At 61.3% G+C, this 14,257-nt stretch carries 12 protein-coding genes; 9 read left to right on the plus strand and 3 right to left on the minus strand.

The annotated features are described in order from the left end of the window. Window positions 1-4 precede the first annotated feature (4 nt). From murD to lpxC, 9 genes are all read left to right on the plus strand, one after another. Window positions 5-1,351: a UDP-N-acetylmuramoyl-L-alanine--D-glutamate ligase gene (murD, locus tag KVQ82_RS06275; RefSeq protein ID WP_222018427.1), complete on the plus strand. Its 1,347-nt coding sequence runs from the start codon at window positions 5-7 to the stop codon at window positions 1,349-1,351. A 2-nt stretch (window positions 1,352-1,353) separates the two neighbouring features. Then, the gene (gene ftsW, locus KVQ82_RS06280; RefSeq protein WP_171061850.1) at window positions 1,354-2,565 is read left to right on the plus strand and encodes a putative lipid II flippase FtsW; all 1,212 of its coding nucleotides are present in this window, start codon (window positions 1,354-1,356) and stop codon (window positions 2,563-2,565) included. After that, window positions 2,555-3,625 carry an undecaprenyldiphospho-muramoylpentapeptide beta-N-acetylglucosaminyltransferase gene (gene murG / locus KVQ82_RS06285; protein WP_222018428.1) on the plus strand — a complete coding sequence of 357 codons (1,071 nt, stop codon included), beginning with the start codon at window positions 2,555-2,557 and terminating at the stop codon, window positions 3,623-3,625. Before ftsW ends, murG begins: the two co-directional genes overlap by 11 nt. Then, window positions 3,618-5,078, plus strand: coding sequence for a UDP-N-acetylmuramate--L-alanine ligase (gene murC, locus KVQ82_RS06290; RefSeq protein ID WP_007961634.1), 1,461 nt, complete (start codon window positions 3,618-3,620; stop codon window positions 5,076-5,078). The genes murG and murC overlap by 8 nt, the downstream gene beginning before the upstream one ends. Then, window positions 5,075-6,049, plus strand: a complete 975-nt coding sequence (locus tag KVQ82_RS06295) for a D-alanine--D-alanine ligase (RefSeq protein ID WP_086791637.1) — start codon at window positions 5,075-5,077, stop codon at window positions 6,047-6,049. Before murC ends, KVQ82_RS06295 begins: the two co-directional genes overlap by 4 nt. A 4-nt stretch (window positions 6,050-6,053) precedes the next feature. Beyond that, window positions 6,054-6,920, plus strand: coding sequence for a cell division protein FtsQ/DivIB (locus KVQ82_RS06300; RefSeq protein ID WP_041073143.1), 867 nt, complete (start codon window positions 6,054-6,056; stop codon window positions 6,918-6,920). Between the two features lie 15 nt (window positions 6,921-6,935). After that, window positions 6,936-8,195 carry a cell division protein FtsA gene (ftsA, locus tag KVQ82_RS06305; RefSeq protein ID WP_003228014.1) on the plus strand — a complete coding sequence of 420 codons (1,260 nt, stop codon included), beginning with the start codon at window positions 6,936-6,938 and terminating at the stop codon, window positions 8,193-8,195. A 68-nt stretch (window positions 8,196-8,263) separates the two neighbouring features. Next, entirely contained in the window at window positions 8,264-9,460 is a 1,197-nt protein-coding gene (gene ftsZ, locus KVQ82_RS06310; protein ID WP_003228013.1) for a cell division protein FtsZ, read from the plus strand. 112 nt (window positions 9,461-9,572) lie between these two features. Further along, entirely contained in the window at window positions 9,573-10,484 is a 912-nt protein-coding gene (gene lpxC / locus KVQ82_RS06315; RefSeq protein ID WP_007961638.1) for a UDP-3-O-acyl-N-acetylglucosamine deacetylase, read from the plus strand. 202 nt (window positions 10,485-10,686) lie between these two features. Here lpxC and KVQ82_RS06320 read toward each other — a convergent pair whose 3' ends face one another. From KVQ82_RS06320 to KVQ82_RS06330, 3 genes are all read right to left on the minus strand, one after another. Then, window positions 10,687-12,195, minus strand: a complete 1,509-nt coding sequence (locus tag KVQ82_RS06320) for a sensor domain-containing diguanylate cyclase (protein ID WP_222018429.1) — start codon at window positions 12,193-12,195, stop codon at window positions 10,687-10,689. A 224-nt stretch (window positions 12,196-12,419) separates the two neighbouring features. Beyond that, window positions 12,420-13,736, minus strand: coding sequence for an OprD family porin (locus KVQ82_RS06325; RefSeq protein ID WP_222018430.1), 1,317 nt, complete (start codon window positions 13,734-13,736; stop codon window positions 12,420-12,422). A 196-nt stretch (window positions 13,737-13,932) separates the two neighbouring features. After that, window positions 13,933-14,154: a hypothetical protein gene (locus tag KVQ82_RS06330; protein WP_027612176.1), complete on the minus strand. Its 222-nt coding sequence runs from the start codon at window positions 14,152-14,154 to the stop codon at window positions 13,933-13,935. Window positions 14,155-14,257: the final 103 nt, after the last annotated feature.

The raw sequence follows: 14,257 nt of genomic DNA on the forward strand, positions 1-14,257 counted from the left end.
ACGAGTGTCTCTGATCGCTTCTGACCACTTCCGCATCGTTGTCGGCCTCGGCAAGAGCGGCATGTCCCTGGTTCGCTTCCTGGCGAACCGGGGCGTGTCGTTTGCCGTTGCCGATACGCGGGACAATCCACCGGAACTGGCCACGCTCAAGCGTGACTATCCGCACGTGGAAGTGCGTTGTGGCGAGCTGGACGTCGAATTCCTGTGCCGTGCCGACGAGCTCTACGTGAGCCCTGGCCTGGCGCTGGCGACCCCGGCCCTGCAAGCCGCTGCCGCCCGTGGCGTGAAAATGTCCGGCGACATCGAGCTGTTCGCGCGTAACGCGCGGGCGCCGATCGTGGCCATCACCGGTTCCAACGCGAAAAGTACCGTCACCACCCTGGTCGGCGAGATGGCGGCTGCAGCCGGCAAACGCGTCGCGGTGGGCGGCAACCTCGGCACGCCGGCGCTGGACCTGCTCAGCGACGACGTCGAGCTGTATGTGATGGAACTGTCGAGTTTTCAGCTGGAAACCACCGACCAGCTCAACGCTGAAGTGGCTACCGTGTTGAACATCAGCGAAGACCACATGGACCGCTACAGCGGCCTGCCGGCGTACCACCTGGCCAAGCACCGGATCTTCCGTGGCGCGAAGCAGTTCGTGGTCAACCGTCAGGACGCGCTCAGCCGTCCGCTGATCGGCGAGGGCCAGCCGTGCTGGACCTTCGGCCTGAACAAACCGGATTTCAAGGCTTTCGGCCTGCGCGAAGAAGACGGCGAGAAATACCTGGCCTTCGAATTCCAGAACCTGATGCCGGTGCGCGAACTGAAAGTGCGCGGCGCGCATAACCAGGCCAATGCCCTCGCGGCGCTGGCGCTGGGGCATGCGGTCGGCCTGCCGTTCGACGCCATGCTTGATGCCCTGCGCAACTTCACCGGCCTCGAACACCGCTGCCAGTGGCTGCGTGATCTCGACGGCGTCGGTTACTACAACGATTCCAAGGCCACCAATGTCGGCGCCGCACTGGCCGCCATCGAAGGCCTGGGTGCGGATATCGACGGCAAAGTCGTGCTGATCGCCGGTGGCGACGGCAAAGGCGCCGAGTTCAACGATTTGCGCGATCCGGTGGCGGCCAACTGCCGCGCCGTGATCCTGATGGGCCGCGACTCCGACAAGATCGGCGCGGCCATCGGTGACGCCGTGCCGCTGATTCGCGCCACGTCGCTGCTCGACGCCGTTGCGCAATGCCGCGCGGTCGCCCAACCGGGTGACGTGGTGCTGCTGTCGCCGGCCTGCGCCAGTTTCGACATGTTCAAGAATTACGAAGACCGTGGTCACCAGTTCGTCCGCGCCGTGGAGGATCTGGCATGAGCCTGCGCAATATCATCAAGCCGTACCCGTCGCCGATCATCACCGGCCGTGGCATCGACCTCGATTTCCCGATGCTCGCCGGCTGCCTGGCGCTGCTGGGCTTGGGCCTGATCATGATCGCCTCGGCCTCCACCGAAGTGGCGGCGGCGCAGTCGGGCAGCGCGCTGTACTACATGATTCGCCACCTGATCTATGTGGCGCTGGGCCTGGGTGCCTGCATCATCACCATGATGATTCCGATCGCCACTTGGCAGCGTCTGGGCTGGATGATGCTGATCGGTGCATTCGGTCTGCTGGTGATGGTGATCGTCCCCGGGATCGGCCGTGAAGTGAACGGTTCGATGCGCTGGATCGGTTTCAGCTTCTTCAACGTACAGCCGTCGGAGATCGCCAAAGTCTTCGTGGTGATCTACCTCGCCGGTTATCTGGTGCGTCGGCAGAAAGAAGTGCGCGAGAGCTGGATGGGCTTCTTCAAGCCGTTCATCGTGCTGCTGCCAATGGCGGGCCTGTTGCTGATGGAGCCGGACTTCGGTGCCACCGTGGTAATGATGGGGGCTGCGGCGGCGATGCTGTTCCTTGGCGGGGTCGGGCTGTTCCGCTTCTCGCTGATGGTGGTGCTGGCAGTCGGAGCGGTGGTGTTGCTGATCCAGATGCAGCCTTATCGAATGGCGCGTCTGACCAACTTCGCTGACCCGTGGGCCGACCAGTTCGGTGCCGGTTATCAGTTGTCGCAGGCATTGATCGCTTTCGGTCGCGGTGAGTGGCTGGGCGTTGGCCTGGGCAACAGCGTGCAGAAACAGTTCTACCTGCCTGAAGCGCACACCGACTTCGTGTTCTCGGTACTGGCCGAAGAGCTGGGCGCCGTCGGTTCGCTGTGCACAGTCGCGCTGTTCGTCTTCGTGTGTATTCGCGGCATGTATATCGGTTTGTGGGCCGAGAAGGCCAAGCAATTCTTCGCCGCTTACGTGGCTTACGGTCTGTCGTTCCTGTGGATCGGTCAGTTCCTGATCAACATCGGCGTGAACGTCGGCCTGTTGCCGACCAAGGGCCTGACCCTGCCGTTCCTCAGTTATGGCGGCAGTTCCCTGGTGATCTGCTGCGCCTGCCTTGGTCTGTTGCTGAGGATCGAGTGGGAGAGTCGGACCCACCTGGGCAGTGAAGAGATGGAATTCCATGAGAGCGACTTCGCCGAGGAGCCGAACCATGGGCGCTAACGTATTGATCATGGCCGGCGGCACCGGTGGCCACGTGTTCCCGGCGCTGTCCTGTGCCCGCGAATTCCAAGCGCGCGGCTACACCGTGCATTGGCTCGGCACGCCACGCGGAATCGAAAACGAACTGGTACCGGCTGCAGGTCTTGAACTGCACCGCATCAATGCCACGGGTTTGCGTGGCAAGGGCAAGCTGTCGCTGCTCAAGGCGCCGTTCATGTTGCTCAAGTCGGTGTGGCAGGCGCGGGCGGTGATTCGCAAGCTGCGTCCAGTCTGCGTGGTCGGCTTCGGTGGTTATGTGACCGGGCCTGGCGGGATTGCCGCGAAACTGGCCGGTGTGCCGGTGATCGTTCACGAACAGAACGCCGTGGCCGGCACCGCCAATCGGTTGCTGGTGCCGTTCGCCGCCCGGGTGTGTGAAGCGTTCCCCGACACCTTTACTCTGTCGGACAGCCGCCGTACCACCGGAAACCCGGTGCGCAGCGAGCTGTTCCTCGAAACATCGCGACCGGCTCTGGCCGGGCGCAAAGCGCGTTTGCTGATCCTCGGCGGAAGCCTGGGCGCAGAACCGTTGAACAAGTTGCTGCCTGAAGCCCTGGCGCAAGTCCCCGCCGATTTGCGTCCGGACGTGTTTCATCAGGCCGGCAAAAACCACGATGACGTGACTGCAGAGCGCTATCGCGCCGCCGGCGTGGATGCGCAGGTGCAGCCGTTCATCAAAGACATGGCCCAGGCCTATGGCTGGGCTGACCTGGTGGTGTGCCGCGCTGGCGCGCTGACCATCAGTGAGCTGGCCGCCGTTGGTCTGCCCTCGATGCTGGTGCCTTTGCCCCACGCGATCGACGATCACCAGACCCGCAACGCCGATTATTTGGCCCGTGAAGGCGCTGCCTTCGTGATGCCGCAAAGAACGACTGGTGCCGCGGACCTTGCCGCGCGCCTGACAGAGGTCTTGATGCAACCGCAACGACTCGAAGAAATGGCCCAAGCGGCCCGCCGTCTGGCCAAACCCGATGCCACCCGTAGCGTGGTCGATACCTGTCTGGAGGTGGCCCATGGTTGAGAATCAGAAAGCCATGCCACAACCGGAAATGCGCCGCATCCGTCGCATCCACTTCGTCGGTATCGGCGGCGTGGGCATGTGCGGCATCGCTGAAGTGTTGTTGAACCTGGGCTATGAAGTGTCCGGTTCCGACCTGAAGGCTTCGCCGGTGACCGAGCGTCTGGAATCGTTCGGCGCACACATCTATATCGGCCACCGTGCCGAGAACGCTGCCACCGCCGACGTACTGGTGGTCTCGAGCGCTGTGAACACTTCCAACCCGGAAGTGGCGACCGCCCTTGAGCGTCGTATCCCGGTGGTGCCGCGTGCCGAGATGCTCGCCGAGCTGATGCGCTACCGCCACGGCATCGCCGTCGCCGGTACTCACGGCAAAACCACCACCACGAGCCTGATCGCTTCGGTGTTCGCCGCCGGTGGCCTGGACCCGACCTTCGTCATCGGTGGCCGTCTGAATGCGGCGGGTACCAATGCCCAGCTCGGCACCAGCCGCTATCTGATCGCCGAAGCCGACGAAAGCGATGCGAGCTTCCTGCACCTGCAACCGCTGGTGGCGGTGGTTACCAACATCGACGCCGACCACATGGCGACCTACGACGGTGACTTCAACAAACTGAAGAAAACCTTCGTCGAGTTCCTGCACAACCTGCCGTTCTACGGTTTGGCGGTGATGTGCCTGGACGATCCGGTGGTGCGTGAAATCCTGCCGCTGGTCAAACGTCCGACCGTGACCTACGGCTTCAGCGAAGACGCCGACGTGCGCGCGATCAATGTGCGCCAGCAAGGCATGCAGACGTTCTTCACCGTGCTGCGTCCTGACCGCGAGCCGCTGGATGTTTCCGTGAACATGCCGGGCAACCACAACGTGCTCAACTCGCTGGCGACCATCTGCATCGCCACCGACGAAGGCGTCAGTGATGAAGCCATCGTTCAGGGCCTGTCCGGGTTCCAGGGCGTTGGCCGACGCTTCCAGGTCTACGGCGAACTGCCGGTGGACGGCGGCAACGTGATGCTGGTCGACGACTATGGTCACCACCCGACCGAAGTCGCGGCGGTGATCAAAGCCGTGCGCGGTGGCTGGCCGGAGCGCCGTCTGGTGATGGTCTACCAGCCGCATCGTTACAGCCGCACCCGTGACCTGTACGACGATTTCGTCAATGTACTGGCCGATGCCAACGTGCTGTTGCTGATGGAAGTCTATCCGGCCGGCGAAGAGCCGATCCCGGGCGCGGACAGCCGCAAGTTGTGCAACAGCATCCGTCAGCGCGGTCAGCTCGACCCGATCTACATCGAGCGCGGTGTCGACCTCGCGCCGCTGGTCAAGCCGCTACTGCGTGCCGGCGACATCCTGCTGTGCCAGGGCGCCGGGGATATCGGCGGTCTCGCGCCGAAGCTGTTGAAAAGTGAATTGTTCGCCGGCGCCGTGGCGGCGTCGGTCGAGGGGAAGTTGAAATGACTGCTGCCTACGCCAACCTGTTCTCCACCATCGCGCCGAAAGACTTCGGCCGGGTCGCCGTGCTGTTCGGTGGCATGAGTGCCGAGCGTGAGGTTTCGCTGAAGTCCGGTAACGCTGTGCTCGACGCGCTGCAAAGCGCGGGTGTGGACGCGTTCGGGATCGACGTCGGCGAGGATTTTCTGCAGCGTCTGCTGAACGAAAAGATCGACCGTGCGTTCATCATTCTCCACGGCCGTGGCGGTGAAGACGGCTCCATGCAGGGCCTGCTCGAATGCGCCGGCATTCCCTACACCGGCAGCGGCATCCTCGCCTCGGCACTGGCGATGGACAAACTGCGCACCAAGCAGGTCTGGCACAGCCTCGGGATTCCGACGCCGCGTCACGCCGTGCTGTGCAGCGAAGCCGATTGTATTTCCGCGGCGACGGAACTGGGCTTCCCTTTGATCGTCAAACCGGCGCATGAAGGTTCAAGTATCGGGATGGCCAAAGTGAGTTCTGCGTCCGAGTTGATCGACGCATGGAAAGCGGCCAGTACCTACGATTCGCAAGTCTTGGTGGAGCAATGGATTCAAGGTCCGGAGTTCACCATCGCCACCCTGCGTGACCAGGTGTTGCCTCCTATCGCCCTGGGTACACCGCACACGTTCTACGACTACGACGCCAAGTACATCGCCAACGATACCCAGTACCGCATTCCGTGCGGGCTGGATGCCGCCAAGGAACAGGAACTCATGGATCTCACGGCCAAGGCCTGTGAGGCGCTGGGTATTGCCGGTTGGGGCAGGGCGGACGTGATGCAGGACGCCGACGGGCAGTTCTGGTTCCTGGAAGTGAACACCGCACCGGGCATGACTGATCACAGCCTGGTGCCGATGGCGGCCCGTGCTGCCGGTCTGGACTTCCAGCAACTGGTTCTGGCCATTCTGGCCGCCAGTGTTGAAGGCTCCGGTCATACAGAGGCGCGAGGTTAAGACCATGCAAGGCGCTCAGCTCAGACATCAGCCACCCGCACCCGGCCGCAAGCCGGTGCCGCGGGGTGCCAGCCGAATGGTGGCCAAAGAGCCGATGTCTGCGCGCCTGCCGAAAGCCAATTTCGGCTTTCTGAAAAGCCTGTTCTGGCCAGTGCTGCTGGTGGCGTTGGGGTTCGGTACCTACGAAGGCGCGCAGCGTTTGCTGCCGTATGCCGATCGGCCGATCACCAAGATCGCCGTGCAGGGCGACCTGAGCTACATCAGCCAGCAAGCGGTGCAGCAGCGAATCGCCCCGTACGTGGCGTCGAGCTTCTTCACCATTGATCTGGCCGGCATGCGCACCGAGCTTGAGCAAATGCCGTGGATCGCCCACGCCGAAGTACGCCGGGTGTGGCCGGACCAGGTGGTGATCCGCCTCGAAGAGCAACTGCCCGTGGCCCGTTGGGGCGACGAGTCGCTGCTCAACAACCAGGGCCAGGCGTTTACGCCCAAGGAACTGGCGAACTACGAACACCTGCCACAGCTGTTCGGCCCACAACGGGCCCAGCAGCAAGTGATGCAGCAGTATCAGGTGCTGAGCCAGATGCTCCGGCCGCTGGGTTTCTCGATCGCGCGTCTGGAACTGCGTGAACGTGGCAGCTGGTTCCTGACCACCGGTGCCGGTAGCTCCGGCCCCGGCATCGAGCTGCTGCTGGGACGCGGCAACCTGGTGGAAAAGATGCGCCGCTTCATCGCCATCTATGACAAGACGCTTAAAGACCAGATTACGAACATTGCGCGCATCGATCTGCGCTACGCCAACGGCCTCGCTGTTGGCTGGCGGGAACCAGTAGCGCCGACGACAGCCCAACCCGCTGTCGCAAAGAATTAAGAAGAGGCAGGACCCATGGCAAACGTGCAAAGCGGCAAAATGATCGTCGGTCTGGATATCGGCACCTCCAAGGTGGTGGCGCTGGTAGGCGAGGTCGCGGACGACGGCACGCTGGAAATCGTCGGTATCGGTACTCACCCGTCCCGCGGCCTGAAGAAGGGCGTGGTGGTGAACATCGAGTCGACCGTGCAATCGATCCAGCGCGCGATCGAAGAAGCCCAACTGATGGCGGGCTGCCGCATTCACTCGGCGTTCGTCGGCGTGGCCGGCAATCACATCCGCAGCCTGAACTCCCACGGCATCGTGGCGATTCGTGACCGCGAAGTGAGCTCGGCTGACCTGGAGCGTGTACTTGACGCTGCCCAGGCCGTGGCGATCCCGGCTGACCAGCGCGTGCTGCACACCCTGCCGCAGGATTACGTGATCGATAACCAGGAAGGCGTCCGCGAGCCTCTGGGCATGTCCGGTGTGCGTCTGGAAGCCAAGGTTCACGTGGTCACCTGCGCCGTCAACGCCGCACAGAACATTGAAAAGTGCGTGCGTCGCTGCGGTCTGGAAATCGACGACATCATTCTCGAGCAACTGGCCTCGGCCTACTCGGTACTGACCGACGACGAAAAAGAGCTGGGCGTCTGCCTGGTCGACATCGGCGGCGGCACCACCGACATCGCGATCTTCACCGAAGGCGCGATCCGCCACACCGCGGTGATCCCGATTGCCGGTGATCAGGTGACCAACGACATCGCCATGGCGTTGCGCACCCCGACCCAGTACGCCGAAGAGATCAAGATCCGCTACGCCTGTGCCCTGGCCAAACTGGCCGGTGCCGGTGAAACCATCAAGGTGCCAAGCGTTGGCGACCGTCCTCCGCGCGAACTGTCGCGTCAGGCCCTGGCCGAAGTGGTCGAGCCGCGTTACGACGAACTGTTCACCCTGATCCAGGCCGAACTGCGTCGCAGCGGCTACGAAGACCTGATCCCGGCGGGCATCGTCCTGACCGGCGGTACCTCGAAGATGGAAGGTGCCACCGAGCTGGCCGAGGAAATCTTCCACATGCCGGTGCGCCTGGGCGTGCCGCACGGCGTGAAGGGTCTGGATGACGTGGTGCGCAACCCGATTTATTCCACTGGCGTTGGCTTGCTGATGTACGGCCTGCAGAAGCAGTCCGACGGGATCTCGTTCTCGGGCATTGGCAGCCGCGACAGCTACAGCAACGATGAGCCACAGGCGCCGTTGCTGGACCGATTGAAGAAGTGGGTTCAAGGCAACTTCTAAAGCTTTACCGCAACACCGCTACAAAAATGCAGTAGGCGAAAAAACTAGAGAATGTAAGGAGAGGGAAAATGTTCGAACTCGTAGACAACATCCCCGCAAGCCCGGTAATCAAAGTTATCGGTGTTGGCGGTGGCGGCGGCAACGCTGTCAACCACATGGTCAAGAGCAACATCGAAGGCGTTGAATTCATCTGCGCCAACACTGATGCTCAAGCGCTGAAAAACATCGGCGCGCGCACCATCCTGCAACTCGGCACCGGTGTGACCAAAGGCCTGGGCGCCGGCGCCAACCCGGAAGTCGGCCGTCAGGCTGCGCTGGAAGATCGCGAGCGCATCGCTGAAGTGCTGGCCGGCACCAACATGGTGTTCATCACCACTGGCATGGGCGGCGGTACCGGTACCGGTGCTGCGCCGATCATCGCCGAAGTGGCCAAGGAAATGGGCATCCTGACGGTTGCGGTCGTGACCCGTCCGTTCCCGTTCGAAGGCCGCAAGCGTATGCAGATCGCCGACGAAGGCATCCGCATGCTCTCCGAAAGCGTCGATTCGCTGATCACCATTCCGAACGAGAAGCTGCTGACCATTCTCGGCAAAGACGCCAGCTTGCTGTCGGCGTTCGCCAAGGCTGACGACGTACTGGCCGGTGCCGTGCGCGGTATCTCCGACATCATCAAGCGTCCGGGCATGATCAACGTCGACTTCGCCGACGTGCGTACCGTGATGAGCGAAATGGGCATGGCGATGATGGGCACTGGCTGCGCCAGCGGTCCGAACCGTGCACGTGAAGCGACCGAAGCGGCCATCCGCAACCCGCTGCTGGAAGACGTGAACCTGCAAGGTGCACGCGGCATCCTGGTGAACATCACCGCCGGTCCTGACCTGTCCCTGGGTGAGTACTCCGACGTGGGTAGCATCATCGAAGCCTTCGCTTCTGAACACGCGATGGTCAAGGTCGGTACCGTGATCGATCCGGACATGCGCGACGAACTGCACGTTACTGTGGTTGCCACCGGTCTGGGCGCGAAAATCGAGAAGCCTGTGAAGGTCATCGACAACACCGTTCACACCTCCATGGCTTCCGCTCAGGTTCAACAACCGGCTCCAGCGCGTCAGGAAGCTCCGGCGGTGAACTACCGTGACCTTGACCGTCCGACCGTCATGCGCAACCAGGCTCAGGCCGGTGCTGCGACTGCCGCGAAGATGAACCCGCAGGACGATCTGGATTACCTGGACATCCCGGCATTCCTGCGTCGTCAGGCCGATTGATGGAATGTATCAGGGCTATGACGGTGATTGGTGTTCAGCAAAGGCTCGGTCTGCTATTATCGCCAGCCTTTGTTGATACCAGTTCGCAATTTGCGCTGAAGCGGCCCAAGCCATGATTAAACAACGCACACTGAAAAATATTATCCGTGCCACAGGTGTAGGCCTGCATTCCGGGGAGAAGGTCTACCTGACCCTCAAGCCTGCGCCTGTCGACACTGGCATTGTGTTTTGTCGCGCTGACCTCGACCCTGTGGTGCAGATTCCTGCCCGCGCGGAAAACGTCGGTGAAACCACTATGTCGACGACGCTGATCAATGGCGACGTCAAAGTGGACACGGTAGAGCACTTGCTCTCGGCCATGGCTGGCCTGGGCATCGATAACGCCTACGTCGAGCTCTCCGCGTCCGAAGTCCCGATCATGGATGGCAGCGCTGGACCGTTCGTATTCCTGATTCAATCGGCTGGCCTGGAAGAGCAGGACGCCGCCAAGAAATTCATCCGCATCCTGCGTGAAGTGACAGTGGAAGACGGCGACAAGCGCGCCACTTTCGTCCCTTTCGAAGGGTTCAAGGTGAGCTTCGAGATCGATTTCGATCACCCGGTTTTCCGGGACCGCACCCAAAGTGCAAGCGTGGATTTTTCCAGCACTTCGTTCGTAAAAGAAGTCAGCCGCGCGCGTACTTTCGGTTTCATGAGTGACATCGAGTACCTGCGCAAGCACAACCTCGCACTCGGCGGCAGCGTTGAAAACGCGATCGTGGTGGATTCCGATGGTGTACTGAACGAAGACGGTCTTCGCTACGAAGACGAATTCGTGAAGCACAAGATCCTCGATGCGATTGGCGACCTGTACCTGCTGGGTAACAGCCTGATTGGTGAGTTCAAAGGCTTCAAGTCCGGTCATGCACTGAACAACCAGCTGCTGCGCAAGTTGATTGAGCAGACAGATGCTTGGGAAGTCGTGACGTTCGAAGACGCCAGCACTGCACCGATCTCTTACATGCGCCCGGTTGCGGCGGTGTAAGTAAAAAACCTCTCTAGTTTTTTGAAGGCCATCCTCGGATGGCCTTTTTTTATGCCTGCGGTTTTTGTGTTGCCTGCACTGGCCCAATCGCTGGCAAGCCAGCTCCCACAGGTTCTTTGTTGATCTCAAATCTGCAGCACCCCACAGACCCATGTGGGAGCTGGCTTGCCAGCGATTGGGCCAGCGCCAGCACCTCGAGGTTTCAGGCCGCCACCACCACCCGATTGCGCCCACCTTCTTTGGCCTGATACAGCGCCTTGTCCGCCGCAAACAGCAGTTGCTCCAGCGACATCTCGACCGTTGCCGTCCAAGTGCTGATACCGATACTGACGGTCATCGCCACGTCCGCGCCCTCGACCCTCGGCATCTGCTCCACCGCCTGACGAATGTGTTCAGCAATTTGCCGGGCACCGCTGCTGTCGGTTTCGGCGAGAATCACCGAGAACTCTTCGCCGCCGTAACGGGCGACCAGATCGCCGGGGCGGCGCACGTTCGCCGTGATCACCTTGGCCAGTTCGCGTAGCGCCTGGTCACCGGCCTGATGCCCGTGACGGTCGTTGAACGCCTTGAAGTGGTCGGCATCGATCATCATCACCGACAGCGGCTTGCCCGAACGCTGGGCGCGGAACCATTCGTGGCGCAGCGACTGATCGAGCATCCGCCGGTTGGCCACGCCGGTCAGCGCATCGGTGGCAGCCAGTTGCGCCAGCTCGCGTTCGGCGCGCTGGCGCAAACGCAGCTCGCGGGCGAGCAGCCAGGTCAGCCACAGCAGCCCGGCACACAGCACGCCGGTGGCGCCACTGATCAACAGTGCCGTGCGTCGCCAAGTGCCGAACACCTCATCACTGGAGAGCGCGACCATCACCGTCAGCGGCAAGTTGCCGACCCGCGAATAGGTGTAAAGCCGTTGCTGGTGGTCCATGCTCGAAGTGCTGGTGAAACTGCCGCTGCCATTCTTGTCGCCGAGAATCCGCACCACGTTGGGCCGGTTACCGAAACTCTTGCCGATGGAGTCGCTTTGCAGATGCGGCTTCTGCGCCAGTAGCACGCCGTCGCTGTTGATGATGTTCAGCGTGCTGTCTTTGCCGATGTCGAGGCTATTGAACAACTGATCGAAGTAGTCGAGTTTCATCGACGCCACCGCCACTCCGGCGAATTCGCCGGTGTCCGAGGAGATCCGCCGACTGAAGCTGATGCGCCACTGATTGGCGTCGTCGCAATCGCAGCGAGTCTTGAATGGGCGGCTGATGAACATGCCGGTATCGCGGTTGAAGGCGTGGGCGAGAAAGTAATCACGATCGGCAAAGTTGCCCGGTTTCGGTTCGATCCGCGATGAGTCGGCAACCACATCGCCATGCTTGTCCAGCAGGAGAATGTCGCCCTTGAAGCGCGCGGTGGTCGAGCGGTCGAACAATGCCAGATGGCGAATCTGCGGGGTGACGTCGCGCAAGTCATCGCGCTGGGCGGCGGCGATCAGGCCTTGCAGGGTCAGGTCGTACAACTCGACCGTGCGCAGGACGTCGGCGTCGATCAACTGGGCGATGGTGGTGGCACTGCGGGTGGCCGCTTCCTGAGCGTTGGCGTGCTCACGAATCAGCAGAAAAGTGACGATGCACAGAATCGCGATCACGGTCAGCGAACTGCCGCAGATCAGCAGCAATTCGGGGCGTCCGGTCTTGCCCGCCAGAGGTGGGGTACGGTTCGCGATCATGATGGGGCTTTCGATTGGGCTGAGACTTATAAGAGTAGTTGCACAAACACTGCGGGGGATGACACTAAAGCAGATCTACTGTGGGGAGGGGATTTATCCCCGATGGGCTGCGAAGCGGCCCCAAAAAAAGGGTCTGCTGCGCAGCCCATCGGGGATAAATCCCCTCGCCACAAAATCTATTCCATTCAAAAAAAGGATCAGTTGTTACTGAGCTATAGGTGATCTTAGAAGACGTTGATCGGGTAGTCGACAATCACGCGGTATTCATCGGTGTCGGTATCGATCGCGCCGTAGCCGTTGCCGCCACGGTTGGTTGCCCATTGCAGGCGCACCGCGAGATCTTTCGCCTGGCCGCTCTGCACCACGTATTTCAGATCGAGGTCGCGTTCCCAGTGCTTGGCGTTGCGACCGTCGGCGCTGTACCACGAGGCATAGCCTTTGCTGTCCGGATCGACCTTGGTCAGGTCCACGGTGCCACGCGAATAGGAAATTGCCGACGTCAGACCCGGCAGACCGAGACCGGCGAAGTCGTAGGCGTACTTGAGCTTCCACGAGCGCTCGTTCGGGCCGTTGAAGTCCGAGTACTGCTGCGAGTTGTCGAGGTAAACGCTGTCGCCCTGGCTGATGTAGTCGAACGGCGTGTTGCCGTTCACGCGCTGGTACGCAGCGGTGACGCTGTGGTTGCCGATGCCGACGGTGAAATGCAGGCTGTAGGTGTTGTTGTCGATGTTACCCAGCAGCGCGTCGCCGGTGTCCTGCGTGTGATAGAAGTGCAGGCCCGGGTTGAGGCTGACCAGATCGTTCAACTGCCAGGTGTAATCCAGGTCGTAGTAGTACTGGTTCCAGATGTCCTTCAGTTCAGCGGCATACAGATTGCTGGTCAGGCCTTCGACGCCGCTCCAGGACACGCCGGCCCAGTTCAGGTGATGGCTTTCGTCGCCCTCGGCGAGTTTGCCGTAGGACGTGCCGATGCGCTGGCGACCGCTCTGGTTGTACGGCTTGGTGAAACTGGCCTGGCCACCTTCGAACATCCAGCCGTCGAAGCCGTGGTTGGTCAGGCTGACGCCACGAAAGGTCTGCGGCAACATGCGCGATTCACCGCCGGCAATCACCGGGTTGGTGAGGAACAGGTCACCGGCCTTCAGCTCGGTATCGAACGCGCGCATCTTCAACGTGCCGCCCGCAGTCGAGAACGAGCCCGGCGCTTTGCCGTTGCCATCGCTAATCGGCAGGATGCTCGAACCATCGGTACCGCCACCGCCGTCGAGCTTCAGCCCGAGCATGGCGTGGGCATCGATGCCGAAGCCGACCGTGCCTTCGGTATAACCCGACTGGAAGATCCCGAGAAAACCCTGACCCCACTCGATGTTGTCGTCCGTCTGCTGCAGACGGTTGCGATTCATGTAGTAGTTGCGAGCGTTGAGATTGAGGCTCGAGCCTTCGATGAAGCCTTGTTTGGCGGCTTCGTCGGCTTGGGCTGTGGGGGCAATCGTTGCGGCAATTGCAATGAACAGCGAGGTGAAACTGACTGGGTAACGCACTTGCGACGGAGCTCCTTGGGTCAACTGACACTTCAATGTCTTGAGGTGCGGGATATTTCTTGTTGTTACAGACGAACCAAACGGCTTTCAGACCACAACGAAAAAAGGCCGCTGAAAGGCAGCGGCCTGGAAGGACGACGGTTGAACGGGAAGAGCCAAACAACCGCGTCGAGGGAAATGTTTCGCGGTGCGCGACTCAGCTGTCTTTCTCGGCCGCTTGAGCCTGGGAAGTGGCGGCCTGTGGGGCTTGCGAGGCGTCTTGCGACTTCGCCATCACTTCTGCCTGAGATTGCTCGAAGGCGTGAGCGCGAGCAGCATTCTGCGCGACGAACGCCTGCGATTCTTCAGCCATCGCCATTGGCGACAGGATCAATGAGGACAAAACGAAAGCGCTGGCAATACCCATACTGTTGGACATCTTGAAAACCTTCTTGCTTGGCAAGTGCTGTTTGGTGCGGGCAAAGATAAGGTTGCCGAGCGTTGGGAAACAGCGTGATTTTCATAAATGACTGTTACAGCAA

Origin of the sequence: Pseudomonas sp. AO-1 (genome assembly GCF_019775695.1) — a bacterium.
In the GTDB taxonomy this organism is placed as follows: Bacteria; Pseudomonadota; Gammaproteobacteria; order Pseudomonadales; family Pseudomonadaceae; genus Aquipseudomonas; species Aquipseudomonas parakoreensis.

What these genes read in the sequence shown, in the direction of transcription:
- murG (WP_222018428.1), top strand. Translation starts at nt 2,555, where the DNA reads ATGGGCGCTAACGTATTGATCATGGCCGGCGGCACCGGTGGCCACGTG.
- murC (WP_007961634.1), top strand. Translation starts at nt 3,618, where the DNA reads ATGGTTGAGAATCAGAAAGCCATGCCACAACCGGAAATGCGCCGCATC.
- KVQ82_RS06295 (WP_086791637.1), top strand. Translation starts at nt 5,075, where the DNA reads ATGACTGCTGCCTACGCCAACCTGTTCTCCACCATCGCGCCGAAAGAC.
- KVQ82_RS06300 (WP_041073143.1), top strand. Translation starts at nt 6,054, where the DNA reads ATGCAAGGCGCTCAGCTCAGACATCAGCCACCCGCACCCGGCCGCAAG.
- ftsA (WP_003228014.1), top strand. Translation starts at nt 6,936, where the DNA reads ATGGCAAACGTGCAAAGCGGCAAAATGATCGTCGGTCTGGATATCGGC.
- ftsZ (WP_003228013.1), top strand. Translation starts at nt 8,264, where the DNA reads ATGTTCGAACTCGTAGACAACATCCCCGCAAGCCCGGTAATCAAAGTT.
- lpxC (WP_007961638.1), top strand. Translation starts at nt 9,573, where the DNA reads ATGATTAAACAACGCACACTGAAAAATATTATCCGTGCCACAGGTGTA.
- KVQ82_RS06320 (WP_222018429.1), bottom strand. Translation starts at nt 12,195, where the DNA reads ATGATCGCGAACCGTACCCCACCTCTGGCGGGCAAGACCGGACGCCCC.
- KVQ82_RS06330 (WP_027612176.1), bottom strand. Translation starts at nt 14,154, where the DNA reads ATGTCCAACAGTATGGGTATTGCCAGCGCTTTCGTTTTGTCCTCATTG.